This window comes from Marinobacter shengliensis, assembly GCF_003007715.1.
GTDB classification, from domain to species: Bacteria; Pseudomonadota; Gammaproteobacteria; order Pseudomonadales; family Oleiphilaceae; genus Marinobacter; species Marinobacter shengliensis.
Genome location: NZ_PXNO01000022.1, coordinates 42615 through 67961, shown reverse-complemented (window position 1 = coordinate 67961; position 25347 = coordinate 42615). Strand labels below are relative to the sequence as shown.

25 protein-coding genes are annotated in these 25347 nt (G+C 59.4%); 11 read left to right on the top strand and 14 right to left on the bottom strand.

The features are described from left to right. Positions 1 to 27 precede the first annotated feature (27 nt). From trkA to def, 4 genes are all read right to left on the bottom strand, one after another. Entirely contained in the window at positions 28 to 1431 is a 1404-nt protein-coding gene (gene trkA / locus C7H10_RS08800) for a Trk system potassium transporter TrkA (protein ID WP_061331400.1), read from the bottom strand. Continuing rightward, positions 1428 to 2729 carry a 16S rRNA (cytosine(967)-C(5))-methyltransferase RsmB gene (gene rsmB, locus C7H10_RS08795; RefSeq protein ID WP_106694572.1) on the bottom strand — a complete coding sequence of 434 codons (1302 nt, stop codon included), beginning with the start codon at positions 2727 to 2729 and terminating at the stop codon, positions 1428 to 1430. The genes trkA and rsmB overlap by 4 nt, the downstream gene beginning before the upstream one ends. Before the next feature lie 2 nt (positions 2730 to 2731). Next, positions 2732 to 3667: a methionyl-tRNA formyltransferase gene (gene fmt, locus C7H10_RS08790; protein WP_106694571.1), complete on the bottom strand. Its 936-nt coding sequence runs from the start codon at positions 3665 to 3667 to the stop codon at positions 2732 to 2734. An 80-nt stretch (positions 3668 to 3747) separates the two neighbouring features. Next, complete coding sequence (gene def, locus C7H10_RS08785) at positions 3748 to 4254, bottom strand: peptide deformylase (protein ID WP_082780516.1); 507 nt, start codon at positions 4252 to 4254, stop codon at positions 3748 to 3750. 296 nt (positions 4255 to 4550) lie between these two features. On the opposite strand from def, the gene C7H10_RS08780 reads away from it, so the two are divergent. The 8 genes from C7H10_RS08780 (at position 4551) to C7H10_RS08745 (ending at position 11244) form a co-directional block, all read left to right on the top strand. Next, complete coding sequence (locus C7H10_RS08780; RefSeq protein WP_061331396.1) at positions 4551 to 5567, top strand: LysM peptidoglycan-binding domain-containing protein; 1017 nt, start codon at positions 4551 to 4553, stop codon at positions 5565 to 5567. An 85-nt stretch (positions 5568 to 5652) separates the two neighbouring features. Further along, positions 5653 to 6798 (top strand): DNA-processing protein DprA, encoded by a 1146-nt coding sequence (dprA, locus tag C7H10_RS08775; RefSeq protein ID WP_106694570.1) that lies wholly within the window; start codon positions 5653 to 5655, stop codon positions 6796 to 6798. A 45-nt stretch (positions 6799 to 6843) separates the two neighbouring features. Beyond that, the gene (gene tsaC, locus C7H10_RS08770; protein WP_106694569.1) at positions 6844 to 7416 is read left to right on the top strand and encodes an L-threonylcarbamoyladenylate synthase type 1 TsaC; all 573 of its coding nucleotides are present in this window, start codon (positions 6844 to 6846) and stop codon (positions 7414 to 7416) included. An 8-nt stretch (positions 7417 to 7424) separates the two neighbouring features. Next, entirely contained in the window at positions 7425 to 8354 is a 930-nt protein-coding gene (gene hemF / locus C7H10_RS08765) for an oxygen-dependent coproporphyrinogen oxidase (RefSeq protein ID WP_106694568.1), read from the top strand. Further along, a complete protein-coding gene (aroE, locus tag C7H10_RS08760) occupies positions 8344 to 9171 on the top strand; it encodes a shikimate dehydrogenase (protein WP_106694567.1) in 828 nt (275 codons plus the stop codon). The genes hemF and aroE overlap by 11 nt, the downstream gene beginning before the upstream one ends. 35 nt (positions 9172 to 9206) lie before the next feature. Further along, positions 9207 to 9980 carry a motility protein A gene (locus C7H10_RS08755; protein ID WP_061331392.1) on the top strand — a complete coding sequence of 258 codons (774 nt, stop codon included), beginning with the start codon at positions 9207 to 9209 and terminating at the stop codon, positions 9978 to 9980. Between the two features lie 3 nt (positions 9981 to 9983). Beyond that, entirely contained in the window at positions 9984 to 10817 is an 834-nt protein-coding gene (locus C7H10_RS08750; protein WP_058091840.1) for a flagellar motor protein MotB, read from the top strand. A 109-nt stretch (positions 10818 to 10926) separates the two neighbouring features. Beyond that, a complete protein-coding gene (locus C7H10_RS08745; protein WP_058091841.1) occupies positions 10927 to 11244 on the top strand; it encodes a PA4642 family protein in 318 nt (105 codons plus the stop codon). 20 nt (positions 11245 to 11264) lie between these two features. Here the strand turns inward: C7H10_RS08745 and C7H10_RS08740 are convergent, their stop codons facing one another. From C7H10_RS08740 to C7H10_RS08720, 6 genes are all read right to left on the bottom strand, one after another. Continuing rightward, on the bottom strand, positions 11265 to 11720 hold the full coding sequence (locus C7H10_RS08740) for an Hsp20/alpha crystallin family protein (protein ID WP_058091842.1): 456 nt from the start codon (positions 11718 to 11720) through the stop codon (positions 11265 to 11267). A 154-nt stretch (positions 11721 to 11874) separates the two neighbouring features. Beyond that, positions 11875 to 13443: an alkaline phosphatase family protein gene (locus C7H10_RS08735; RefSeq protein WP_106694566.1), complete on the bottom strand. Its 1569-nt coding sequence runs from the start codon at positions 13441 to 13443 to the stop codon at positions 11875 to 11877. Continuing rightward, positions 13443 to 15020 carry an OpgD/OpgG family glucan biosynthesis protein gene (locus tag C7H10_RS08730; protein WP_106694565.1) on the bottom strand — a complete coding sequence of 526 codons (1578 nt, stop codon included), beginning with the start codon at positions 15018 to 15020 and terminating at the stop codon, positions 13443 to 13445. Before C7H10_RS08730 ends, C7H10_RS08735 begins: the two co-directional genes overlap by 1 nt. Further along, entirely contained in the window at positions 14999 to 17107 is a 2109-nt protein-coding gene (gene mdoH, locus C7H10_RS08725; RefSeq protein ID WP_244178230.1) for a glucans biosynthesis glucosyltransferase MdoH, read from the bottom strand. Before mdoH ends, C7H10_RS08730 begins: the two co-directional genes overlap by 22 nt. Next, complete coding sequence (locus C7H10_RS19195) at positions 17100 to 17345, bottom strand: hypothetical protein (protein ID WP_167392887.1); 246 nt, start codon at positions 17343 to 17345, stop codon at positions 17100 to 17102. Before C7H10_RS19195 ends, mdoH begins: the two co-directional genes overlap by 8 nt. A gap of 62 nt (positions 17346 to 17407) precedes the next feature. After that, positions 17408 to 17947, bottom strand: coding sequence for a gamma carbonic anhydrase family protein (locus tag C7H10_RS08720; protein ID WP_106694563.1), 540 nt, complete (start codon positions 17945 to 17947; stop codon positions 17408 to 17410). A 208-nt stretch (positions 17948 to 18155) separates the two neighbouring features. On the opposite strand from C7H10_RS08720, the gene prlC reads away from it, so the two are divergent. Together prlC and C7H10_RS08710 are read left to right on the top strand one after the other, a co-directional pair. After that, positions 18156 to 20201: an oligopeptidase A gene (prlC, locus tag C7H10_RS08715; protein ID WP_106694562.1), complete on the top strand. Its 2046-nt coding sequence runs from the start codon at positions 18156 to 18158 to the stop codon at positions 20199 to 20201. Positions 20202 to 20258: 57 nt separating this feature from the next. After that, positions 20259 to 20510, top strand: a complete 252-nt coding sequence (locus C7H10_RS08710) for a YheV family putative zinc ribbon protein (protein WP_061331385.1) — start codon at positions 20259 to 20261, stop codon at positions 20508 to 20510. Positions 20511 to 20860: 350 nt separating this feature from the next. Here C7H10_RS08710 and C7H10_RS08705 read toward each other — a convergent pair whose 3' ends face one another. Further along, on the bottom strand, positions 20861 to 22183 hold the full coding sequence (locus C7H10_RS08705; protein ID WP_061331384.1) for a Na+/H+ antiporter family protein: 1323 nt from the start codon (positions 22181 to 22183) through the stop codon (positions 20861 to 20863). A gap of 114 nt (positions 22184 to 22297) precedes the next feature. Continuing rightward, positions 22298 to 22528 carry a DUF1653 domain-containing protein gene (locus tag C7H10_RS08700; RefSeq protein ID WP_058091846.1) on the bottom strand — a complete coding sequence of 77 codons (231 nt, stop codon included), beginning with the start codon at positions 22526 to 22528 and terminating at the stop codon, positions 22298 to 22300. A 161-nt stretch (positions 22529 to 22689) separates the two neighbouring features. On the opposite strand from C7H10_RS08700, the gene C7H10_RS08695 reads away from it, so the two are divergent. Beyond that, complete coding sequence (locus tag C7H10_RS08695; RefSeq protein ID WP_106694561.1) at positions 22690 to 24489, top strand: sensor domain-containing diguanylate cyclase; 1800 nt, start codon at positions 22690 to 22692, stop codon at positions 24487 to 24489. A gap of 3 nt (positions 24490 to 24492) precedes the next feature. Here the strand turns inward: C7H10_RS08695 and C7H10_RS08690 are convergent, their stop codons facing one another. Next, positions 24493 to 24879 (bottom strand): DoxX family protein, encoded by a 387-nt coding sequence (locus C7H10_RS08690; RefSeq protein ID WP_106694560.1) that lies wholly within the window; start codon positions 24877 to 24879, stop codon positions 24493 to 24495. A gap of 16 nt (positions 24880 to 24895) precedes the next feature. Then, positions 24896 to 25345, bottom strand: coding sequence for a group I truncated hemoglobin (locus C7H10_RS08685; protein WP_106694634.1), 450 nt, complete (start codon positions 25343 to 25345; stop codon positions 24896 to 24898). Between the last annotated feature and the right edge of the window lie 2 nt (positions 25346 to 25347).

Sequence of the window (25347 nt, the reverse complement as noted above, 5' to 3'; positions counted from 1 at the left end):
CCAGGGTGTTGTTTTGCTTGAGATCAATCAGAAGAAGGTGAGGCCCACCTGGAACAGCTTTTCCACGTCCCGGATCCGGGTTTTGTCCACCAGGAACAGGATCACGTGGTCATCGGGCTGCACTCGAATATGGTCGTGGGCAATCAGTACCTCGTTGTGGCGAACGATGGCGCCGATGGTGGTACCTGGTGGCAGATTGATTTCGTCCAGGCGCTTGCCGACCACCTTGGATGACCGGTGGTCACCATGGGCGATGGCCTCAATTGCTTCCGCAGCGCCCCGGCGCAGCGAGTGAACGTTCACCACATCGCCCCGGCGCACGTGGGTGAGCAGGCTGCCGATGGTGGTCTGCTGGGGCGAGATGGCGACATCGATATCACCGCCCTGGATCAGGTCGACGTAGTCCGGGTTGTTGATCAGGGTCAGCACCTTGCGGGCACCCAGCCGCTTGGCGAGCAGGGATGCCATGATGTTGGCTTCGTCGTCGTTGGTGACGGCGCAGAACACATCGGTGTTTTCGATGTTCTCTTCCAGCAGGATGTCCTTGTCGGCGGCGTTGCCTTCCAGCACTACGGTTTTACGTAAACGTTCGGACAGCATCACACAGCGGTCATGGTCCCGCTCAAGAATCTTCACCTGGTAGCGGCTTTCCAGGGTATTGGCCAGCCGGTAACCAATGTTGCCGCCACCGCAGATAAAAATGCGTTTGTAGGGCTTGGACAGGGGTTGAAGCTCGCTCATGACCGAGCGAATGTGATCGGAGGCGGCAATAAAGAACACCTCGTCGCCGTCTTCGATGACGGTGTCGCCCTGGGGCATGATGGCCCGATCTTTGCGGAAAATCGCGGCCACCCGGGTATCGATCTTGGGCATGTGGGTGCGCAGGTAGGACAGCTCATGGCCTACCAGTGGCCCGCCTTTGGTCGCCCGTATGGCCACCAGCCTGACCAGGCCCTTGGAGAACTCGAGCACCTGCAGGGTGCCCGGGTACTCGATCAGCCGGGTAATATGTTTGGTGACCAGGTGTTCAGGGCTGATCAGCACGTCGATGGGAAAGCCCCGGAGGCTGTCCAGGTCTTTGTCCATGTCACGACGGTAGAACAGCTCGGATTTGGCCAGATAGGCGTTTGCCCGCACCCGGCAGATCGTGGTGGGTGTCTTGTACAACAGCTTGGACACCTGGCAGGCCACCATGTTGGTTTCGTCGCTGTTGGTTACGGCGATCACCATGTCGGCGTCTTCGGCGCCGGCCTGGCGCAGTACCGTGGGGTAGGAGGCGCGGCCATGCATGGTGCGGATGTCCAGCCGGTCCTGAAGCTCACGAAGGCGGGCGCTGTCGCTGTCAATCACCGTGATGTCGTTGGCTTCATTGGCGAGGTTTTCCGCCAGGGTGCCGCCTACCTGGCCCGCACCGAGTATCAGGATTTTCATAGTTCAGGTTTCTCCAGCACGGCGTAGAAAAAGCCGTCATGGCTGTCCGGGTCTGGCAGTAACTGGCGCCCGGTGTTCATGTCCTGACCCCAGTCGGCATCAATCTCTATCAGCCGGGCCTGGTCCTGCTGTTTCAGGAACCGCTGGATTATACGGTGGTTTTCCTGAGGAAACACCGAACAGGTAGCGTACACCAACCGGCCACCGGGTTTCAGGATAGACCACATGGCCTCCAGTAGGCCAAGTTGAATGCTGGCCAGGGGCACGATGTCGGATTCCCGGCGCAGCAGCTTGATGTCCGGGTGCCGGCGGATCACGCCGGTGGCGCTACAGGGTACGTCCAGCAGGATGCGGTCAAACGGGTTGCCATCCCACCAGCTGTCGATATCGGCGGCGTCCGCCTGTGTCAGGGTGGCGTGCAGGTCGAGCCGGTCCAGGTTCTCCTGTACACGGGGCAGGCGCTCGGCGGATTCGTCGATGGCAATCACTTCGTCCAGTTCGCCACAGGCCTCCAGAATGGCGCAGGTCTTGCCGCCGGGAGCTGCGCAGGCGTCCAGTACACGCTGGCCTGGTTGCAGGTCCAGCAGAGTGGTGCACAGTTGCGCGGCTTCGTCCTGAACGCTGGCGCCGCCGTCTTCAAACCAGGGCAGACGTTCTACCGGCACCGGGCGATCCAGTTGGATGCCGTGGGGGGCGAAACGGGTAGGTTTGGCCTCGATACCTGCCTCAGACAGTAGCTTCAGGTACTCATCACGGCTGAAACGCAGCGCGTTTACCCGCAGGGTCATGGGCGCCTGGGTGTTGTTGGTTTCGAGAATGGTTTGCCAGTCGTCCGGCCAGTTGTGGCGCAGCTTTTCCACCATCCACACCGGATGGCTGTAGCGGCTGCTGTCGTCTTTCGGCTCCGGCGCACCTTCCCTTTCCGCAGCCCGCAACACGCCGTTGACCAGGCCGGTGAGGTGCGGTTTGTCCAGCGCCCGGCAGGCTTCCACGGTTTCGTTCAGCACGGCGTAGGTGGCCTGTTCACTGAACCGCAGTTGGAACAGGGCCACCAGCATCAGGTGATGAACAACGCGGTCCGGTTTGCGCAGGGGCTTTTTCAGGCGCTGGTTCAGCTCACCCTCAAGCCGGTGAAACCAGCGGCAGGTGCCGTAGCAGATCGCTTGTAGCTGCGGCCGTTGTTCCGGGGGTAACTGGTTCAGGGCTGGCGGCAGGCATTGGGTCAATGACTGGCCGCTTTCCACTGCCAGCAACACATTGGCAGCGACGGCACGGAATGGCAGGGGCTGGTAGGCCATGGTCAGTTCAGCTCCTGGCCGGGCAGCAGCACCTGCTTGCCGCCGTTGATCAGGTCGCTGATGCTCTGGGCTTTGCTGCCGGGTAACTGCACCGACGTAATCTTCAGGGTACCGGTGCCGCAGGCGACTTCAACGCCTTCTCTCTCGCGACTGATCACGGTGCCTGGCTCCTTGTCACAGCTCTGCTCCAGAGCGGTTGCCTGATGAAGGCGGATGCGTTGCTCGCCGAGATCGGTAAAGGTGCCGGGCCAGGGGTTAAAGGCACGAATCAAGCGTTCGATCTCGATGGCGCTGCGGGACCAGTCGATGTGGCCTTCTTCCTTGGACAGTTTGTGGGCGTAGTTGGCGTCGGCATCGTTCTGTGGCTCAGGGGCCAGTTCGCTGTTTGCCAGTTGCACCAGGGCTTCCACAATCGCTTTGCCGCCCATGTCCGCCAGGCGGTCATGCAGGCTACCGCCGGTGTCGTCGGCGTGGATCGGCGTGGTGACTTTCAACAGCATATCGCCTGTATCCAGGCCTTCGTCCATCTGCATGATGGTGATGCCGGTTTCGGCGTCGCCGGCGGCAATGGCCCGCTGGATCGGGGCGGCACCTCGCCAGCGCGGCAGCAGGGAAGCGTGGATGTTCAGGCAGCCGTGGGTCGGTATGTCCAGCACGGCTTTGGGCAGGATCAGGCCGTAAGCGGCCACAATCATCACATCTGGCTTTAACTCAGCCAGTTCCTGCTGGGCGTCTTCCGGTTTCAGGCTGACCGGTTGGAACACAGGAATGCCGGCGTCCAGGGCGACCTGTTTGACCGGGCTGGGCATCAGTTTGCGGCCCCGGCCGGCGGGGCGGTCTGGCTGGCTGTAGACGCCCACCAGGTTATAGCCGGCTTCCAGAAGGGCTTTCAGGGCAGTGGCGGCAAAATCCGGCGTTCCGGCAAAAACAATGCGCACGGTGGTTGCTTCTCTGTGTCGTTGATACGAAAAAACCGGGTCGTAACCCGGTCTGAATTCGGTTCTGTGCTGTTGGCGCCTCAGGCGCTTTGCTTGTGGAGCTTTTCCAGCTTCTTGCGAATGCGGTTACGCTTGAGCGAGCTAAGGTAATCCACGAACAGCTTGCCGTTCAGGTGGTCCATTTCATGCTGGATGCACACCGCCAGCAGGCCGGTAGCCTCAAGCACAAATTCTTCACCGTTACGGTCTTTGGCGGTAATCCGGCAGTGTTCGATGCGCTTCACGTCTTCATAGAAACCGGGTACCGACAGGCAGCCTTCCTGCATGGCTTCCAGCTCACCGTCCAGTACTTCCACTTTCGGGTTGATGAACACCCGGGGCTCGCTCTTGTCTTCCGACAGGTCCATGACGATGATCTGCTTGTGCACATTGACCTGAGTAGCCGCCAGGCCAATGCCGGGGGCATCGTACATGGTCTCGAACATGTCGTCGATCAGCTTGCGGATGTCGTCGGTCACCTCGTCCACCGGCTTGGCGATGGTGCGAAGGCGCGGGTCCGGGTACTCAAGAATCTCTAAAATCATAATGCTTTGGCTTCTCTGAAATGCGACGGCGGTCTGCGCAAATTTTCTCCACGAATCTATGATGGGGAGAACGTAATGGCTCTATTATCCGATAAATTGTCGATTGAGTACAAACTGATCAGTTAATAGTTAAAATCTTTCAGCCATACTGAAGAATTTACTGGAAGAACAAAAGATAACATCACAAATACCCGAACATCTTCTATAGTAACGGGAATAACAACGTAATAAGCTGCGGGGATACCGCTGCGACGTTACCCAACGCAAAGATTCAAGGCACGCGATCAAGGATATAGACAATGAGGAAATTGTTGTACGCTCTGGCAGCGACGGCGCTGCTGTTTACCTCCTGGGCCCAGGCACAACCCGAGCTCAGGTCTGATCATCCTGAGCGTTACACTGTCGTCAAAGGGGACACCCTCTGGGACATTTCAGCGCGATTCCTGAACAACCCCTGGTACTGGCCGGAAATCTGGCACGTTAATCCGCAGGTTGCCAACCCCCACCTGATTTACCCGGGTGATCGCCTGGCGCTGGTGTACATCGATGGCAAGCCCCGTATTACCAAGGTGTCTACCAGCGATGTCGTCAAGCTGTCACCGCAAATCCGTTCCGAAGCGATCGATACCCCGATTCCAGCCATCCCGCTGGATGCCATCAGCAGCTTCCTGACCGACACCCGCATTGTCTCTCCGGCTGAAATCAACGGCGCACCTTACGTGCTGGAAGGCGAAGATGGTCGCATCATCACCGGTGCCGGTGACCGGGTTTATGCCCGTGGCCAGAAGCCGGCTGACCGGGTTGGCGTTTTCCGTCGCAGCAAGGAATTTGTGGATCCTGAAACCGGTGAATTCCTGGGGCTGGAAGCGCGCAGCATCGCCAAGGGTAACATTACCGCGGAAAACGGTGATGTACTGACCATGACCCTGACCCGTTCCAGTGAGGAAGTGCGCATCGGTGACCGCCTGCTGGTCAACGAAGACCGCCGCCTGACCACCAACTTCGTGCCCAGCTCTCCGGACGAGGAAATTGAGGGCCGGATGATTTCCGTGGATGGTGGTGTTAACCAGATCGGTCAGTACAACGTGGTGGCCATCAACCGCGGCGAACGTGAGGGCTTGATGCCGGGCCACGTGCTGGCAGTCATGAAGAGCGGTAACCTGGTCCGTGACCCGGTCACCGGTGAAACCATCGAGCTGCCGTCCGAGCGGGCTGGCCTGCTGATGGTGTTCCAGTCTTACGAAAAGATGAGCTATGGCCTGATTCTTCAGGCGACTCGCCCGCTGGCGGTGGGTGATCGGGTCAAGAACCCCTGATCACCCCTGCATGGGCTTGTCTGTAATGAGGTAGAATGGCCGGGCCGGAGCGCCCGGCCATTGTCGTTTTCAAGGATGAAAAAAGATGTCTGTACGTAACTGTCTGGATTCGGCCAGCGACCGCTGGCTCCTGTTGTCTCTACTGCCCCGGTTTGGCCTTCGCCTGCGTGAGCGGGTACTCGCCAACACCGACCAGCTGACTGATATCCTCGAAATGAACGCCGCCACCCTGAAAGCTCTGGGGTTGGCCACCGATGCCATCAATGCCGTGATAGCCTGGCAGGCTGACGATTCCGGGCACCCGGTGTTGGTGGAGGCAAGCCGGATATGCTCGGCCTGCCGGGCGTCCGGAATTTTCCTGATTGGTTACGGTGAAGCCGGGTATCCGGATGCGCTCAGGCACATCCACAACGCCCCGTTGTTGCTGTACGGTCGGGGTGATCCCGACTTGCTGCACAAGGACCAGCTTGGCGTTGTCGGCAGTCGCAATGCCACCCGGGCTGGCCTGGAGCACGCCCGGCAGTTTGCCGCCGAACTGAGCCGGCGCGGGCTTCTGATCACCAGTGGCCTTGCGCTGGGGATTGACGGTGCCGCCCATGCCGGCGCCCTGGATGCCGGTTTTCCGACCATTGCCGTGGTGGGCTGCGGTCTCGACAGGTTGTATCCCGCACAACACCGAAAGCTGGCGGGGCGCATCATTAAGCAGGGGCTTATTGTCTCGGAATACCCGCCCGGAACACAGGCACGGGCCGCCCACTTTCCGCAACGGAACCGGATTATCAGTGGCCTGAGCCGTGGCGTGCTGGTGGTTGAGGCCAGCCTGCGCAGTGGCTCGCTGATCACCGCGAGAACCGCGCTGGAACAGGGGCGCGAGGTGTTCGCCATTCCCGGCTCGGTGCACAGCCCGGTGGCTCGGGGTTGTCACCAGTTGATCAAACAGGGCGCAAGGCTGGTGGAGACCGCTGATGACGTTCTGGAGGAACTGGGCACCTGGTGGTCGATGCAGCCCGCATCGGAATGTGATCAAACCGGCCCTGCAGAGCGGGATTTGTCCGGGTTGGACAGTCGGGAAATCGCGGTGCTTGAGGCTTTGGGGTATGATCCACAATCTACCGATGCACTGAGCCAGGCCACGGGCCTGCCAGCCGATCAGCTGATGCAGTCTTTGTTGCTGCTGGAGCTGGAAGGGCTGGCTAATTCCGCTCCCGGTGGTTATCTCCGGGCGGGCTGACGGTGCATTATTTGGGTTCGACCAACCGGATAGTACAATTTCGTTATGTCAGCGACGTCTCCCCTGCATTCATGGCAGCTCCATTGTGCCCGCCGCACCGTTCTGGCCGGCGGCGTTATTGCCTATCCCACCGAGGCCGTCTGGGGGCTGGGATGTGATCCCTGGAACCGCGAGGCGGTTGAGCGCATCCTCGAATTAAAGCAGCGCCCGATGCACAAGGGCATGATTCTGGTGGCTGCGTCTATTGATCAGGTGCGCTTTCTGCTGGACCCTTTGCCCCGGGTGCTGCAATGGGAAGCCGAGCAGCACTGGCCAGGTCCGATTACCTGCCTGGTACCGGATGTGCTCGAGCAGGTGCCGGACTGGGTGCGCGGCAGCCACAGCTCCATTGCGGTTCGTGTCAGTGACCATCCGGTAGTTCGGGCCCTTTGCGATGCCACGGGCATGCCGCTGGTGTCCACGTCCTGCAACCCCGCTGGCCGGGCGCCGGCCCGCAGCATCTGGCAGGTACGCCGTTACTTCGGTGATGAGCTGGACCGTATTGTGCCCGGAGCACTGGGTGGAAACCGCAAGCCCAGCCGAATCATCGATATTGTCACCGGAAAACAGTTTCGCTAGGAGAGTGCATGTCACAGCAGCCGGATACCCAAGCCGTCAAAGACTATCTAATTGGGCTTCAGGAGCGCATCTGTCAGCGTCTTGAGGCGGTCGATGGCGGGGCAACGTTTATCCGTGACAGCTGGCAGCGCCCGGAAGGCGGCGGCGGTATCAGCCGGGTGATCAGCGGTGGCAAGGTGATCGAGAAGGGGGGTGTGAATTTCTCCCACGTGATGGGCGACACCATGCCGGCTTCCGCCACCGCGCATAGGCCCCATCTGGCCGGTGCACCCTGGCAGGCCATGGGCGTGTCACTGGTGATTCATCCGGAAAACCCCTACGTGCCGACCTCGCACGCCAATGTGAGATTCTTCATCGCCACGCCAAAAGATGCCGAGCCGGTGTACTGGTTTGGCGGTGGCTATGACCTGACGCCCTACTACGGCAACGAGGAAGACTGCGTGCACTGGCACCAGACCGCCCGCAACGCCTGTGCCCCGTTTGGTGATGACGTTTACCCCCGGTTCAAGCAATGGTGTGACGACTATTTTTATCTGAAACACCGACAGGAGCCCCGGGGTGTGGGTGGATTGTTCTTTGACGATCTCAATACCGGTGATTTTGCCCGGGACTTTGCCTTTATGCAGGCGGTAGGCGACAGTTACATAGAAGCCTACGAGCCGATTGTGCGGCGCCGGATGGCCCAGCCCTGGGGCGAGCGGGAACGGGAATTCCAGCTTTATCGCCGGGGTCGCTATGTGGAGTTCAACCTCGTGTATGACCGGGGCACTCTGTTTGGCCTGCAGTCCGGTGGCCGCACGGAGTCCATTCTGATGTCGCTGCCACCGCTGGTGCGCTGGGATTATGACCGGCAGCCGGAGCCCGGCAGCGAAGAAGCCAGGCTGACAGACTACTTCCTGACGGGCCATAACTGGCTGGAGGGCGCCAATGACCAATGAACTCTACGCGGTGGTGGGTAACCCCATCAGCCATAGCAAGTCGCCCAGGATTCACAGCCTGTTTGCCTGCCAGACTGGCGAACCGGTGGAGTACACCGCCATTCAGGCTCCGATTGATGAGTTTTCCGGCACCGTGCGGCATTTTTTTGAGCGGGGCGGCAAGGGCCTGAATGTAACGGTGCCCTTCAAGGAGCAGGCCTGGACCCTGGCGGACCACCGGACGCCTCGGGCAGAGAAAGCCGGTGCCGCCAATACCCTTTACCTGGATCAAGAAAACGAGCTGGTGGCCGATAACACAGATGGCGTCGGTATTGTCCGTGATCTGCAGAACAATCACGGAGTGGCACTGAAAGGCTTGAAGGTACTGGTGCTTGGTGCTGGCGGTGCCGCTCGGGGCGTCATTGGCCCGATACTGGCCGAGCAGCCGGCAGCGCTTACCATTGCCAACCGAACGGTGGCCAAGGCGGAAGCGCTGGTCAGGCTGTTTGCGAAAGATGCCGGCGCAACGGTATTGAGCGCCAGTGGTTTCGAGGCACCGGATCAACCGTTTGACCTGATCATCAATGGCACCAGCGCCAGCCTGCAGGGAGACTTGCCCCCGGTGTCTGCAAATGTGATCGGGCCGGCTACGGTGGTGTACGACATGATGTATTCTCTGCAGACCACCACCTTCAATCAGTGGGCCCTGGATAACGGTGCCCGTCGGGTGCATGACGGCCTGGGAATGCTGGTGGAACAGGCCGCAGAATCGTTTTTTGTGTGGCGGGGTGTGCGTCCGGAAACCGCGCCGGTGATTGAAGAATTGCGAACCGATTGAGGCCGCGGGTTCCGGCCGTTTCATAAGGGTTGTTCATGGACATTCTCACGCTTGTCGGATTGCTTGCCGGAATCCTGATTGTTGTCCTGGCGATGCTGGCCAACGCCACGGTCATCACCTTCCTGAATCTGCCCGGACTGGCGATTGTTCTGGGTGGCACCTTCGCAGTGACACTGATCAAGTTCCGAATGCCCTCGGTAGTCAGCGCCTTCCGGTTGGCTTTTCGTTCGGCTTTTACTGACCGGTTGCCCCGTCCGGCGGAACTGATCCGGGAAGTGGGTGTACTGGCTCGGGTGGTTCGCAAAGAGGGCATCCTGGGCCTGGAAAACCACGAAACCGACGATGAATTTCTGCAAAAAGCCATCAACCTGTGTGTAGATGGCCACCCGCCGGAACTGGTAGAAGAGGCTCTGCTACAGGAAACCCAGCAAACCGCAGAGCGCTATGAAGTGGCTGAGCGAGTGTTTCGGGGTATTGGTGAATCCGCGCCGGCCATCGGTATGCTGGGTACCCTGGTGGGGCTGGTGCAGATGCTGAACACTCTGGATGACCCTTCATCCATTGGCCCGGCCATGGCCATTGCCCTGCTGACCACACTCTACGGCGCCTTTATTGCCCAGCTCATTGCCTTGCCCCTGGCGGATAAACTGCAACTCAAGGCGGAAGACGATTCCCGCAACCAGATGCTGATTATCACATCCATCAAGAGCATCATGCGTGGTGAGAACCCCCGGGTTATGACGGAGCTGCTGTCGTCTTACGTAACACCAGAGCACCGGACCAACCTGGAACCGGAGCGGGAGGCCTGAGGTTTGCAACCGGCGCGGCCACTGAAAAAAAACGCACTCAAAAAGCGTACGCCCGACTGGATTGTCACCTTCGCGGATCTGGCAACTCTGTTGCTGACGTTTTTTATCCTGCTGTTGTCGTTCGCCGAGATGGATATCGAGAAGTACCGGGCCATGGCGAACTCCATGTCCCTGGCGTTTGGCTCCAGCAATGTGGTGGCCGAGGACATCGGCGGTACACCCCTCACCCTGATTGAAGCCGATACCGTATCGCTGCCGGAGCCTTCTGAAAACCTGCAGGATCAGCCGGAGTTCATTGACGAGCGAACCGAGCGCTCGGAAACCCGACAGATTCCCGGTGGTGTCCTGGACTTGGCCAGCCGGTTGATCCAGGAGCTGGAAACCGAAGTTGCCTCCGATACCTTGCACATCAATTACGATGAAGACCAGGTGGTTATCCGTTTCTCCGAAGAAGCCACCTTTCGTTCTGGCGATGCCGCCATCATGCCGGGTATGATTCCGATCATCGAACGGGTGGTTACCGTGCTGTCGGCCTGTACCGGGGATGTGGTGGTGTCTGGCCACACCGACGATGTGCCCATATCCAGCAGCGTGTATCGCTCAAACTGGGATTTGTCTGCTGCCCGGGCGGTATCTGTCGTCCACGAACTGGTGCTGAACCGCCAGGTACCGGCTGAGCGGGTTGTGGCGGCCGGCCGTGCCGAAACCCGGCCGTTGGTGGCCAATGATAGCGCGGAGAACCGGGCGGTGAACCGGCGGGTTGAAATATCGGTTCGTAATCCCGAGTGTGACGATGCCGTGCCCACCCGCGACTTGCCTGTGGAAATCATCCCCTGAACGCTTATAGCCTGAGTGCAGATTCTCATAGTGCATTCATATAAGTGATGCAGATTCAAAGCCTTATACTGTGCCGCTCAAACCTTGGCAGATAACGGGAGTTTTCAGCATGAGCGGACCAGATAAACCGAAGGTTATTGGAGAAGAGTGGAGTGACGAGCGGGTTAAAAGCTTTCTCGATCTGTCACCCTGGGACAAGAACCTGAACCCGGATCATTTCGTGCTGATTCGCGCCTATGAGTCCATGCGGGCAGGTGATTTCGAACGGTTTTTGGCGTTCTTTGTGGAAGCCGGACGCGATCTAAACGCCGAAGATGAGCACGGCCAGACCATCTTGGACCGGGTGTCACAGCACCGTCGCAGCAGCGACTACGCCCGGGCTCTGGAAAAAGCCGGCGCAAAACAAAAGGCAACGGCCGGGAACTGAGCCCCGGCCCGAACATCGCCTTACTGCACTTCTACTTCGATGGCTTTGGGCTCTTTGGGTTCGGCCTTTTGGATGCTCAAAGTCAGCAGGCCGTCCTTGAAGTTGGCTTTCACACTGTTCTCGTCCACATTGTCCGGCAACGTGAACCGGCGCAGGAAGCTACCGTAGACCCGCTCGATGCGGTGGTGCTTCTTGTCACTGGTCTCTTCCTCGTGCTTGCGCTCGCCCTGAATGGTGAGCACGCCATCGTGCACGGTCACCTTCACATCGTCCTTGTTCATGCCGGGTAATTCGGCTTCTACAGTGAAGGCTTCGGCCGTTTCCTTGATATCCACAGCCGGAGCCCAGTCGCTGCGACTGAACAGGTCTTTACCTTCCCGTTCGCCATTGGTGCGTGCAAGCCCGAACATCCGGTTGTAGCGGTTCATCATGTCTTCGAATTCGCCGATCGGATTCCAGCGGGTCAGATTGCTCATAGGAACTCCTCCTTTAACGATGTCGAACCTGAGATTTTCATCAGCTTCGCTCGCGGAACAGCTCCATACCGGTGGCGCCAGCCGGATGGACTCCGTGAACTTCTGCTATTCACGAATATAGGATCGCCCGGTTTGTTTTCAAGCACCCCTCTGGTTACTTTTTGACCTGCATCAAGGGCCTTGAAGGTTCGCCAAACTGCGTGAGCAGAAATGCCCGAAATCGGCTCATGGGGGCGCCATCGGTATGTTCATCCGGCAGGGTACCAGGCCGGAATCCTGACAGGTCTCCGTTCAGAAAAGGGTTTACCAGTGTCGGGTTGCGGCTGATCACATGAATGATCACATCTCTGCTGGCATCGTCTCCAGTGATGAGTGGCGCTGGCTGGTGATCACCCAGTATGAATAGCAGTGACTCGTCAGTGAGGTAGCGAGCCGCGTAGTCTCCGGCAACGGCCAGGGCGTAATCGATGGCCTGAATGTAATGTTCCCGCACCCGTTCCGGATCCCGCCAGAGCGAGGCGGGCGCCTCGCCAGCGCCTTCCCATTGCTGGAAAATCCGGCCATCTCCAATGCTGTCCCAGTCGTCCAGCACTGGCAGTATCGGCACCCAGGGAGCGTGGCTGCTGATCAGTGCCAGCTCCGCGAACACCGGGGACGGCGTTGCCTGTCGCAGCTGTTCGAACCGGTGCCAGGTGAACTGATCGGGCATGGTGACCCAGTTGAACGCTGGCCCCTGGTAACCGAGCGCGTCTTGATCATAAATGCGGTGGTAGCCAAATAGCTGACCTTCCGGCCATTCCCGGGTGATGGCGGGCATCACCGCCATGGTCTGATGCCCGGTCACCCGGAAATCATCGATCAACGTGGCGTAGTTGCTGCTCAGCAGCGCTTCATAGGCAATCTGGGTGTTGATCCACTGCCCACTGAGCACCGAGAGATGGCCGAGCCAGGATTGCCCGCCCTGGATGGGTGCTTTCAGGCGGCCGGTGGCGACGGTCAGGCCGGCACTATCCAGCTGTTCGGCCAAGGTGGCCAGCCTGGGGCCCAATACCGGCCGGTAACGTTCATCGGTAAGCCCGGAGATGCCGTAGGATTCCACGAAGGCCAATACCACATCGGTATTGGCCAGGCCCGGCAGTGCGCGCGGTTGCCGGCTGGCGGTTGGTTGTTGTTCCAGGCCGGCACGAAAAGCCGAGGTGGCCTGATGCGTGTGTTTGATCAACGATCCCTGATTGGCGACGAAGGCCAGGGCCGGGCTCCCTACCCAAGGGGTCAGTATGGCCAGCGTGAGCAATGCCGTGGCGCTGAGCCCCAGGGCCCGCCCCCGTAACGGCAGCGTTCGGGCGAGGTGCAGTCCGAGCCGGCGAAACACCCAGGCCACGAGGGCCGCCGTCAGGATCAGCGCGACCAAAACCAGTACGGCCCCCGGGATACCCAGGTTGGTGCGGAGCAGATGCCAGGCGGCATCCAGCAAGCTCACTTCCAGATACAGATTCAGGCCCCGCCCCAGGCTCTGACGGACCAGCGCGTCGGCCGCAATCAGCAAGACCATCAGGGCGTAAAGGCTCGAGAACAGCAGTACCAGTCGGTTACGCTGGCTGGGCAGCCGGTGTAACAGCCACCAGATAAACAGGGCTTCCAGCGCCAGCCAGGGCGCCGGGCCCGAAAGTGCCATGGCGGGTAGCAGCAACAGCCCGTTAAGCAATACAAAGGCGGCCAGCATCAGAACGATCTGGCCTCGGGCGGTGGTGGCGCGTACTGGTACAGCCAGGTTTCAGTCAGTGCCTGGGAGCCTATTCTCAGGTAAAGGCGCAGGTCTATCGGGCTGGTGTCATCATCCGGAATCAGATCAAACATGGCGCGGAAGCCGTTGATGGCGTGCAGCGGCCTGGCCGATACCAGTTCTACCTTGCCCCGGCTGGCACTCACGACTGCCTCGACCCCGGCATGACGGTCCATCATTGAAAGGCTCCCGCCGGCAAAGTCCACCGCAAAGCGCCGGGAAAAGTAGGTTCTGGGTTGACCGATGACGCCGCCAACCCCGGTGCGGGTGGCGACCACGGCGCCAAGCTCCGGATTTTGATCCGGCATGGTTTCGCCCCAGGTGAGCCGGTACCCGATGGGGTAGGCTTTTCCGGGCCGCCAGGACTCCTTCGGATTCCAGAAGGCCACGATGTTGTCAAAGGTTTCATCGAGTGTCGGAATCTCCACCAGCATCAAGGCGCCCTCGCCCCAGTTACCTTGGGGGGTTACCCAAAGACTGGGCCGCTGTTCGTAAAACACGCCATCATCCTGGTAGTTGCTGAAATCCCGATCTCGTTGCAGAAGGCCAAATCCCCGGGGTTGGTTATCGACGAAATGGCTGACCGTCAGTTGCTGTGGATTGGTCAGGGGGCGCCAGATGCGCTCGCCGTTGCCGGTCCAGATCGCCAGGCCATCGGAATCGTGGATTTCCGGGCGCCAGTCATTGGCCATGCGCCGATCATTCTCACCGGTCTGGTACATGCTGGTGAGCGGCGCGAGCCCGAAGCGTGTCAGCTCCTTGCGGGGGTAAAGGGTGGCCTCCACGTCCATGGTCAGGTTGGCACCGGGATGAATCACAAACCGGTAGGCGCCGGTCACACTCGGCGAATCCAGCAGGGCATGGACCGTCAGTGACAGGTCGCCTTCGGCTGGGCGTTCAAGCCAGAAGGTGGTGAAGCGAGGAAATTCCTCGGGCTGCGGCAGCCCGGTATTGATCGCCAGGCCGCGGGCTGACAGACCGTACTGGCGCGACTCCCCCACCGCCCGAAAGTAGCTTGCGCCCAGAAATGCTGCGATGTCCCGGCTGAAGTCCTGGTGAAAATGCACGCGGAATCCGGCGTAGCCGAGGCTGTCTGGCAGGTCATCAAACGCGTCATTGTCGCCATAGTCGAAGTTTTCGTTCCGGTAGGGCAAGGCGTGGGCCCTGCCATTGACCACTTCGTAGAAGTGCACGGGCTCCTGGAAGTAGAGGCCCAAATGAAAGAACTGGACCTGAAAGGCGCTGTCTCGTTCCCGCCAAAGTGCCTGTTCTGGCCGGTAGCGTATGGCTTGATATTGGTCCCAATTGAGGGATTGCAGGCTTGGCGGCAGGGGGTTCTGGGGGGCGCGATAAGGTTGGGCCGCCAATATCCGGGCGTGTTCCCGGAGCCAACGGGCACTAAAAACCTGCCCGGCGGAGCCGGCAACGCTGGCCAGTGCTCGCCCGGTGCCGGACAGGGCAAGGGGGGCACCAGCGGCCAGTGCCAGTCCGAATTTCAGGAGGCGACGCCGATCCATGGGGAGTGCTCCGGTTGGTTTCTGTGGGTGTGAGTAGCGGTTTGTATCGGGCTCAGGTTCAGGCTCAGTCGGGCAAGTGCCCTACCCCAAGGTGAGTCGGGCTCAGACTGCCAAGCCTTGAGATGCAGAGATTGCATGGCTTCAGGGTGGTCGCAGAGCAGGCTGATCTGGCTGCTGGTGAGTGCGCCGGGGCCCTGTGCTGCACACTGGTTAACCAGGGCATTCAACACCCGTTGCTTGCTCCCCCCGGAGGGGCCGGGTTGGCGTTGCCGCCAACAGTGGTAACGGGGAGATAGCACTGTCTGTTCGAACCAGCTCAGTGATGGCAGGCGATTGTTCTGCGGGTGGTCCATCGAAGCGCGAGCGATGACTGGCACAGGGGATGCCTGTTCGGGAATGACCATTTGTTGGCCGGTGCGCTTGCCCGCTAGCCACACCGTGAGTAACGGCGCAATCAGCACCGGAATCGTGACCGGCAGGGCCCAGAGCGTCAGGTTCGGGCTGAACCACTGGATCAAAATCAGTACGCCGGCGCACACCAGTGCGGGCCGGGCAAAGTGCTGAAGCGCTTCCTCCAGCCCACCGGCACCGGTTCGATTCTGCCCCTGCCAACGCAAGCTGCTATTCACGACTGCACCGGCGACATGGCCGCTATGGGCGATCATTCGGATGGGTGCCAGTATCAGTGATATCAGGGTTTCAATGACCGTGCTGGCTGCCATCCGCCACCGGCCACCAAACAGCCTCTCGCGCCGGGCAAGGCACTGGTCTACCAGTGCCAGAATCCGCGGGCCCAGCAGCGTTGTTACGGTGAGCCCGATCAGGCAGGCTCCAGCCAGGTTCCAGCCTGTGGACGACACCCCGATCAGCCCGGGCAACGGTTGGCTAACCGGTGTTCCCGCCATGGCGAGGTAGCCAGACAAGGCAAGAAACGCCAACCACAGGGGTGAGGCCAGATAAGCCAGAATGCCGGTGAGTAGCGCCAGGCGGTGGGCAAAACGCAGCTTGGTCATCGTGAGCAAGGGGACCAGGTGCTGCAGGTTGCCCCGGCACCAGCGACGGTCGCGAATCAGGTCGTCTCCGAGGGTGGGCGGTGATTCCTCATAGCTGCCGGCGATGGCCGGTTCCAGCCACACCTCGAAACCGGCGCGGCCCATAAGCGCAGATTCGAGATAGTCGTGACTCAATATCGGGCCACGAAAAAGCCCCCAACCCCGTAACTTTCGCAAACCGCAGTGGGCCATGAACGGTGCTACCCGGATAATGGCATTGTGGCCCCAGTAATTGGCATCACCCAGTTGAATGGCTGCCAGGCCGGCACTGTGGATTCGGCCATAGCACCGATTGGCGAACTGTTGCAGCCTGGCAAAGCGGGTATCCGCCCGTACCAGCCTGGGTGCGGTCTGGATAATGCCGGCCCGGGGACGCTGTTCCATCAACTGAACGAGTTTTTCAATCGCTGAGGCTGTGAGCAGGCTGTCGGCGTCCAGCACCACCATGTAACGGTATCGGGCGCCCCATCGTCGGAGGAAATCGGCGATGTTGCCGCTTTTAAAGTTCAGGTTCACTCGCCGGCGGCGGTAAAAAAGCCGGTTGCCGGCAGCCATACCGGCGCTCAATTCAGCGCAGATTGCCTGCTCCTCAAGCCAGACTTCCGGGTCCTGACTGTCGGACAACACATAGACATCAAGTTGGTTGTGCCAGCCCTTGTCTTCAAGCTCTTGATACACAGCCTGAAGATTACCGAGGGAACGTTGCACCGGTTCGTGACAGACTGGCATCACCAACGCCAGCCGGCCTTTGAACGGCCCGGCGCCCGCACACCCTGAGAACCGGCGGCTGAGGCTGTGGGGATCGCCCCCGCGCCTGAGCATTGCAAAGCCGAACACCGCGGTCCAGAACCCGAGGCCTATCCAGGTAAACAGAATGGAAAACAGAACAACCAACAGTACCGCGGGCCACCCCTGTTGGGTCATGGACAGGCTATGGGAAAGCAGCCAAACGCCGAAAGTTGTCTGCCCCAGCACCAGCAGTGCGAGCAAAGCGCGCCGCTTGTAGGCGACAGTCTGCCAACGGGGTTCAGTCACCCTGGTACCCGATCCGGCTGCGGGTAAGTTTCGGCGGGGTAGCCTGGTGCTTGTCAGTGTCTGTCGAAAGAGAACGCTGAATGGCAGGCAGAACATGGTTCAGATCTGCATTGCCCGCCCCGTAACAGTGCCGGTCAACCACATGTTGCAGGCGGGACAGAGCAACGGGGCAGGCATCGTGCTTTACGGCACGAAGATACAACAATGCACGTTGATGGGTGGTGTCTGTCAGATCCACGGTTGTCTCCCGGCTTGTAACGGCACGGAAACATACGGCAGCGCCACGGTATTCAGACCACTTTATGACGCGTCGTTAAGATACTGGTCTTTGAGCTTCACGTAGTTGGCTGCGGTGTATTTGAAAAACGTGCGCTCCTTGTCTGACAGTGCCCGGGCCTGCTTGCACGGCGAGCCCACGTACAGGTATCCCGACTCCAGCCGCTTGCCCGGCGGCACCAGGGTGCCAGCCCCGATAATCACTTCGTCTTCCACGATGGCGCCGTCCATCACCGTGCACCCCATGCCCACCAGCACCCGGCTGCCAATGGTACAGCCATGCAAAAGGGCTTTATGGCCAACGGTCACGTCATCACCAATGATTAACGGCCAGCCTCCAGGGTTGAAGTCGCTGGCGTGGGTGATATGCAGAACGGAGCCATCCTGAATGCTGCAGCGGTCGCCGATGCGGATTTTGTGCATGTCACCGCGGATGACGGTCATGGGCCAGACCGAGCAGTCTTCGCCCATCTGGACATCGCCGATGACCACGGCGCTCTCATCTACCCAGGTCCGTTCACCAAATTGTGGTGTGATACCCTTGTGAGTTCGTACATTTGCCATTACATATACCTGTATCTCGTTTTCCCGAAGATTGGGGGTGCGTGTGGGGTAGGCCTTTCCAAAACCTTGCGGAGCCAGGGATGGCGGAGCAGAGCGTACAAGGATGTATTCACAGCGTGTTTTGGAAAGGCCTACCCCACACGCACCAATCGCCAATACTTGATAAACGGGAAGCTACCCTAAAGACGAACAGCTGAGAAGGGGACTTATGAATAACCCGCTTTTGACAGATGACTTGTTGCCGAAGTTCGGTCATATCCGCACCGAACACATGGAGACAGCCATTGACCAGATTCTCAGCGAGAATCGAATGAAAATTGCCGAGCTGTCCCAGCAGGACGACCCAACCTGGGACACCCTGGCCCAGCCGATGCAAGCGCTAGAGAACAAGCTCAGCAACGCCTGGTCGGTGATTTCACACCTGAACGGCGTGATGAACAACGATGACCTGCGCAAGGTGTACAAGAACTGTCTGGAAAAGCTGACCGAGTACAGTACCGAAGTCAGCCAGAACGGTGCCCTGTGTGAGGCCTACAAGAAACTGGCCGCACGGGAGGATTTCAAGGCATTGAGTGAGCCCCAGCGTAAATCCATCGAGAACGTGCTGCGGGATTTCCGCCTGGGCGGGGTCGACTTGCCGGAGGACAAGAAGAAGCGTTACGCGGACCTGTCCCGGGAGCTGGCGGAGTTGTCCAACAAGTTCAGTGATAACGTGCTGGATGCCACTCAGCACTGGTTCAAGCAGATTACCGACGTGGACGAGCTGTCCGGCCTGCCGGAAACCGCCATTGAGGGCGCCAAGCAGGCGGCGCGGCAGAAGGATCTGGATGGTTACGTCATTACTCTGGATTTCCCAAGCTTTTACCCGGTGATGACCTACTGCAACAACCGGGAACTGCGCCGGGAGGTGTACGAGGCGTTTGTGACCCGTGCCTCTGATCAAGGCCCGGATGCAGCCAAGTGGGACAACACACCGGTGATGGCGGAGATCCTTAAGCGCCGGCATGCGCTGGCCCAGCTGCTGGGTTTTGATAACTACGCCGAGCGTTCCCTGGCCACCAAGATGGCCCGGAGTGTCGACGAGGTGCTGGAATTCCTGAACCAGCTGGCGGCCAAGTCCAAGCCTCAGGCGGAGAAGGAGTTTGCCGAGCTGAAGGCGTTTGTGAAAGATGAATACGGTGTAGACGACCTGCAGGCCTGGGATATCGGCTACTACAGCGAAAAGCTGCGCCAGAAGCAGTACGACATTTCCCCCGAAACCCTGCGCCCCTGGTTCCCGGTGGATAAAGTGGTGCCGGGCCTGTTTCGGGTGGCGGAGAAGTTGTTTGATGTGCAAATTGAAGAGCACGCAGACGTAGAAACCTGGCATGACGACGCCAAAGCTTACTGCATCAGCCGTAACGGTCAGCCCATTGCCTGGTTCTACCTGGATCTGTTCGCCCGCCAGGGCAAGCGCGGCGGTGCCTGGATGGCCGACTGCCGGGTACGCTGGCGCAACCAGCGTGGCACGCTGCAGCTGCCGGTGGCATTCCTGACCTGTAACTTCACCCCGCCGGTGGATGGCAAACCGTCGCTGCTGACCCATGACGAAGTCACCACCCTGTTCCACGAGTTCGGCCACGGCCTGCACCATATGCTGACGCAGGTGGAGGTAATGGATGTATCCGGCATCAACGGCGTCGCCTGGGATGCCGTCGAACTGCCGAGCCAGTTCCTGGAAAACTGGTGCTGGAACCCGGAATCCCTGGCCCTGATCGCCAGCCACCATGAAACCGGCGAGCCACTGCCGGAAGACCTGCTGCAGAAGCTGCTGGCCGCCAAGAACTTCCAGTCTGGTATGGGAATGATACGCCAGCTCGAGTTCTCACTGTTCGACTTCCGCCTGCACGCGGAATTCACCGACGTGGCTCCCACCAACCCGCTGGACATGCACCGCAAAGTCCGGGAAGAAATCGCCGTGGTCCAGGCGCCGGAGTTCAACCGGTTCCCCAACGGCTTCTCCCACATCTTCGCGGGTGGCTACGCCGCGGGCTACTACAGCTACAAATGGGCGGAAGTGCTGGCCGCCGACGCCTTCTCCCTGTTCGAGGAAAAAGGCATCTTCGACCCGGAAACCGGCCAGGCTTTCCTGCACAATATCCTGGAAAAAGGCGGCTCGCAGGAGCCCATGGAATTGTTCAAAGCCTTCCGAGGCCGCGAACCGCAGGTGGATGCCCTGCTGAAACAATCCGGCATCACGGACGAAGCGGCCTGATACAATCCACCCCGGTTGTCGTAGTGGCGACCGGGTGTGTGTTACTGGAGTAAAGTTATGGCAAGTCCGAAACGCTTCATCGCCGGCGCTGTGTGCCCCCGCTGCGCGGAGATGGATAAGATTACGATGTTCACCACCGAGGCTGGCGACCAGATTCGCGAGTGCGTGGCCTGTGGTTATACCGATGCCCTGTCTGACCAGCCGCAGCCGGAGGCTCCGGAGATTGAAACGCGGGTGAACAAAAAGGCCAACACCGATGACCATACCGTCAAACAGGTGGTGTTTTTTAAGGCTGGCTCTGAGGACTGACCTTGTTTTGGGGTTTGGCCTCGTAGCCTGCTTGATTGGCGAATGGTCGGGGTTCGGGGGAGGGTTCCAAAACGGAAAACGGTGGTTTTCCTGATGGTTTTGGGACCCTCTCCCGAACCCCTTTTATTTGGCTGTTTCAGAACCGCTTGGGTGCCTGCCGTCCCGGGAGTCCAAGGTGAACCAAGGCTATTTTTTCGTTTTCGAGCGATTCCTGTGAAGATCAACGTTTGGGGTTGGTGAGGGGTGTCAAAACCATCAGGAAAACCACCGTTTTCCGTTTTGACACCCCTCACCAACCCCAAACCGTCCACTAAAACCGAAGGCTACAAAGCGAAGGCAAACACCAATCGTCAAAGCACCATAGCCGCCAACCACCCAAAGGCCAGCAATGGGAGGTTGTAGTGCAGGAACGTTGGCACCACGGTATCCCATATGTGGTTGTGCTGGCCGTCCACGTTCAGGCCCGCTGTCGGCCCAAGGGTGGAATCGGAGGCCGGTGAACCCGCATCCCCCAGGGCACCGGCCGTGCCCACCAGGGCCACGATGGCGAGGGGGCTGAAGCCCAGTTGCAGGGCCAGCGGCACATACAACGCCGCGATGATGGGAATGGTGGAGAACGACGAACCAATCCCCATGGTAATCAGCAGGCCCACCACCAGCATCAGCAATGCTGCCAGCGCCTTGTTGTCACCGATAGCGGCCACCGAACCCTCCACCAGGCTGGCAATCTCGCCGGTTTCCCGCATCACTTCCGCGAAGCCGTTGGCGGCGATCATGATGAAACCGATCATCGCCAGCATCTTCATGCCCTCGGTGAACAGGTCATCCGCTTCCTTCCACTTCACCACACCGGAAATGTTGAACAGCACGAAGCCCGCCAGGGCGCCCAGGATCATGGAGCCCAGCCAGAGCTGCACCACGAAGGCCACGGCAATGGCCACCAGCGCCATCACGAGGGTTTTGGGGCTGTACTTCACATCCACCCGCTCGGTGCGTTCGATGAGTTTCATGTCGTAGCCCCGGCCGCCCCGGTAGCTGAAGAACACGGCGATCAGTAGGCCGATGAACATACCCAGGGCCGGCAGGGCCATGGCGGACATGACGTTCAGCTCGCTGGCATCCACGCCGTTATCGCCGACATTGGCCAGCAGGATCTCATTCAGGTAAATACCGCCAAACCCTACGGGCAGGAACATGTACGGGGTGATCAGGCCGAACGTGAGCACGCAAGCTACCAGACGGCGGTCCATATTCAGCTTGGCCATCACGTACAGCAGTGGCGGAACCACAAGGGGAATGAAGGCGATATGGATTGGCAGGATATTCTGGGACGAGATGGCAATGGCCAGCAGCAGGCCGATGATCATGAACCGGATGCCGGTGGCCGCGCCGCCCTCCTCCTGTCGGCCGACAATGGCCAGGGCCTTGTCGGCCAGGGCGTGGGCCAGGCCGGATTTGCCGATGGCGACGGCAAAGGCGCCCAGGGTAGCGTACGACAGCGCTACCGTGGCACCGCCACCCAGGCCGGTGTTGAAGGCATTGATGGTGGTTTCCAGAGACATTCCTGCCACCAGGCCACCGGAAATGGCACCAATGATCAGGGCGACGACAACATGGATGCGGCACAGGCTCAGTACGAGCATGATCAGTACCGCAGCAACAACGGCATTCATGGCAAACTCCGGGTAGGAATTGAGGTTTTACCGGCGCCTTATGGGCGCCGGCAGCACGAAAAGTGCGCTAATGTGCAGGAAATGGCCGCGGCAGTCAAAGCGGTTATGTAACGGTCATTCGGTGTCCAGGCGGGCGAACCTGGGAACCTGTTCACCGGCCACTTCCACGGTTTCCCGGAACATGGCCAGCGGCCTCACCCAGAGGCTGTAGTCCCCGTAAAGGCAGCGGTACACCACCAGGGGTTCCTCGGTCTCGCTGTGCCGGGCTACGCCAATGACCTCGTAATCCTTGCCTTTATAATGGCGGTATCGACCGGGGGTGATGGGGTGTTTTTTGTCGAACATGCCTTCCTCTCAGGTGGTAACCGGGGATTACCCCTTAATTTCGGCGGACTCCCGCGCCAGTAACGTCTACACTTAACTCAGACGCTGGGGTTTGGATCTGTAGCCGTACAGCCGTTCCCCAGTGTAGTTCAAGACTCTAACGCCGGGAATAACAGACAAGAATGAATGGCCCATTTCCGCGCACTGTATGCCAGCTTTTCGGGCTGTTGCTGTGTGTTGTCAGCTTCCATGTGCATGCAGAGCCTGTGGGATTTGACTGGGTTGAGGTGCCCGAGGACAACCTGACCGTTACTCAGATACAGCAACTGCCTGATAGCCAATGGCAATACAATAGCGCTGCCAGGGTGTTGAACCAGGGCTTCAGCAATGGTGCGTTCTGGCTGAGGGTGCCGATTACGCCGGAGCCCGTCAACCGGGTGCTGGAAATCGCCTATCCGTTGTTGGATGAGGTATCCGTTTACTGGGAACTGGACGGCCAGATTGTCGAATCTCACCACACCGGAGACACCCGGCCATTCGATACCCGGCCGATCATTCATCGCAATTTTGTGTTTCTGGTGCCGTCGAACACCGAGCCAGTCGTCGCCTGGGTAAGGGTGAAAACTCAGGGAGCGGTGCAAATTCCCATGGCGGTTACGACATCAGCCCGGTTTCTCGCCAACGAGCAGTTTTCCTATGGCTGGCAGGCCATGTTTCTGGGCATCGTGGTGGCTTTGTCGTTTTATAACCTCTTTCTTTTTGTCATCGTTCGCCACACCACGTACCTGTGGTATGTGCTCACGGTTGTATCAACCGGCATGATCCAGCTCAACTTTAATGGCTTGCTATTCCAATGGATCTGGCCTGATCTACCCGGCCTCAACCGCTACTTTACGGTGCCGGCGATCAGTCTTGGCATGTTTTGCGCCGTCATGTTCACCATTAAGTTTCTGGCGGTACGCCACTACAGTCTCCTCAGTTATCGCATCTTGCAGGGGGTGATCGGCGCCTGCAGTTTTACCTTCTTCTACGGTGTGTTTGGTCCCTATCAAAGTGGCATTGCTCTGGTCAGTGGGATCGCTGCTTTTGCAACTCCGGCGGCGTGGCTGATCGGGCTGTATGTCTGGCGTCAGGGGCAGGTGCTTGCGGGGTTTTACGTGCTTGCCTGGACGCCTCTGCTGGTGGGCCATCTGGTGCTGGCGGTCAGTAAGCTGGGCTGGATACCCACCAGTCAGGTCACCGAACTGGTGCCTCAGGCAGGGGTGGCGATTGAGGCTATTCTGCTATCGTTTGCCCTCGCCTACCGGATCAACCTGGAACGTCGACGCCGGCAGGAGGCACAGGAGCATGCACTGAAAGTGCAGCAGCAGGCCAACCTGACGCTGGAAGCACGGGTGCGAGAGCGCACTGAAGAGCTGGAGCGTGCCAACGAACAGCTCAAGGCCATTAGCCTGACCGATGGCCTTACCCACGTGGCAAACCGCCGCCGGTTTGATGAGAAACTGGAGATTGAGTGGGGCCGTGCGCTGCGCCATGAGCACGAGCTGAGCTTGCTGTTACTGGATATTGATCACTTCAAGCGGGTCAATGATGAGCTGGGGCATCTGACCGGCGATGATTGCCTGGTGGCACTTGCCGGCATTTTGCGGGCGGAAGTCCAGCGGGCAGGCGACCTTGTGGCACGTTACGGCGGTGAGGAGTTTGCGATACTGCTGCCAACCACCGATTCCGAGGGTGCCCTGTTAGTGGCAGAGCGCATTCGCAAGGCGGTTGCGGGAACCCCTGTGGCCACTAAAGAGCAGGATGCGCCGGTGCCACTGACCATCAGCGTTGGTGTGGCAACCATGCTACCGGCGAGAGGCGTCAGCAGCCCAGAGCTGGTGCGCCGCGCCGATGAAGCACTCTATGCCGCCAAGGACAATGGCCGGAACCGGGTGGCGGTTTGGCAGCCGAAAGTCCCCGCGCCCACCGCCGACTCCTGAGCCTCAGTTTTTCAGTTTGTACTTGCCCGGCCCCAGAAAAATCACTGCAAAGGCAATAAACAGGAAGAAACCCTGCAGCTCCAGTGCCCAGCCTCCGTTGCTGCTGAGGCTCAACAGCTGATGCCCATGGACCAGGGCGATGGCGACAATCATATTGAAGACAATAATCAGTGCGCCGATGCGAGTCTGGTAGCCCAGTATCACCATCAGCGGTGCAATGACTTCACCCACGTAAACGCCGTAGGCGAAAATGGTCGGCAGGCCGTGAGCGGCGAGCTGTCCTTCAATGAAGCCAATACCATTTAACAGTTTGGCAATACCATGAAACAGCAAAAGTCCGCCCAGGGTGAGTCGGACAATCAGTTTTCCCAAATCGGCGTTTTCGAGCAAGGTTCAGTTCTCCATCCTATAAATTGCGAATGTCAGGATACATTGTCACGAGCGCTTTTATCAGCCGGTTTTGTGCGCCCGTGGGGATATCATTCCGCTCCATGGCTAAAATCAGGTTTTCGGCCAAGGCATTGAACTCAGTGTCGGTAATACTCATGTCGGAATGCAGTTCCCGCATCGGCCGTCCGGTGTAGGTACAAGGCCCGCCGCTGAGCTCGCACAGCTGGTCGGTCAGGTTGCGGTGGAACTGGGCTACATCCATGCCTTTGAATTGCTGGTTGATGCGTTCGTCGTCCACGATCAGGTAAAGCAGGTCCTCCACTACGTTGGCTATGCCCTCACGTTCACCGAGCTGCTGATACAGAGATTCGTCAGGCTGGTTATTCAGGCTCTGGCAGCCAACCAGGATCAGCGCGATCCCTGACAGTAGAGCGGCGATCAGGTGTTTGAGGTACAGATTGGCCATCA

What these genes read in the sequence shown, in the direction of transcription:
- C7H10_RS08705 (WP_061331384.1), bottom strand. Translation starts at nt 22,183, where the DNA reads ATGAATGCCGTTGTTGCTGCGGTACTGATCATGCTCGTACTGAGCCTG.
- C7H10_RS08730 (WP_106694565.1), bottom strand. Translation starts at nt 15,020, where the DNA reads ATGGATCGGCGTCGCCTCCTGAAATTCGGACTGGCACTGGCCGCTGGT.
- hemF (WP_106694568.1), top strand. Translation starts at nt 7,425, where the DNA reads ATGTCACAGCAGCCGGATACCCAAGCCGTCAAAGACTATCTAATTGGG.
- prlC (WP_106694562.1), top strand. Translation starts at nt 18,156, where the DNA reads ATGAATAACCCGCTTTTGACAGATGACTTGTTGCCGAAGTTCGGTCAT.
- C7H10_RS08685 (WP_106694634.1), bottom strand. Translation starts at nt 25,345, where the DNA reads ATGGCCAATCTGTACCTCAAACACCTGATCGCCGCTCTACTGTCAGGG.
- C7H10_RS08720 (WP_106694563.1), bottom strand. Translation starts at nt 17,947, where the DNA reads ATGGCAAATGTACGAACTCACAAGGGTATCACACCACAATTTGGTGAA.
- C7H10_RS08695 (WP_106694561.1), top strand. Translation starts at nt 22,690, where the DNA reads ATGAATGGCCCATTTCCGCGCACTGTATGCCAGCTTTTCGGGCTGTTG.
- C7H10_RS08700 (WP_058091846.1), bottom strand. Translation starts at nt 22,528, where the DNA reads ATGTTCGACAAAAAACACCCCATCACCCCCGGTCGATACCGCCATTAT.
- C7H10_RS08745 (WP_058091841.1), top strand. Translation starts at nt 10,927, where the DNA reads ATGAGCGGACCAGATAAACCGAAGGTTATTGGAGAAGAGTGGAGTGAC.
- C7H10_RS08780 (WP_061331396.1), top strand. Translation starts at nt 4,551, where the DNA reads ATGAGGAAATTGTTGTACGCTCTGGCAGCGACGGCGCTGCTGTTTACC.
- trkA (WP_061331400.1), bottom strand. Translation starts at nt 1,431, where the DNA reads ATGAAAATCCTGATACTCGGTGCGGGCCAGGTAGGCGGCACCCTGGCG.
- C7H10_RS08755 (WP_061331392.1), top strand. Translation starts at nt 9,207, where the DNA reads ATGGACATTCTCACGCTTGTCGGATTGCTTGCCGGAATCCTGATTGTT.
- C7H10_RS08740 (WP_058091842.1), bottom strand. Translation starts at nt 11,720, where the DNA reads ATGAGCAATCTGACCCGCTGGAATCCGATCGGCGAATTCGAAGACATG.
- dprA (WP_106694570.1), top strand. Translation starts at nt 5,653, where the DNA reads ATGTCTGTACGTAACTGTCTGGATTCGGCCAGCGACCGCTGGCTCCTG.
- tsaC (WP_106694569.1), top strand. Translation starts at nt 6,844, where the DNA reads ATGTCAGCGACGTCTCCCCTGCATTCATGGCAGCTCCATTGTGCCCGC.
- aroE (WP_106694567.1), top strand. Translation starts at nt 8,344, where the DNA reads ATGACCAATGAACTCTACGCGGTGGTGGGTAACCCCATCAGCCATAGC.
- C7H10_RS08710 (WP_061331385.1), top strand. Translation starts at nt 20,259, where the DNA reads ATGGCAAGTCCGAAACGCTTCATCGCCGGCGCTGTGTGCCCCCGCTGC.
- rsmB (WP_106694572.1), bottom strand. Translation starts at nt 2,729, where the DNA reads ATGGCCTACCAGCCCCTGCCATTCCGTGCCGTCGCTGCCAATGTGTTG.
- C7H10_RS08735 (WP_106694566.1), bottom strand. Translation starts at nt 13,443, where the DNA reads ATGCTGGCCGCCTTTGTATTGCTTAACGGGCTGTTGCTGCTACCCGCC.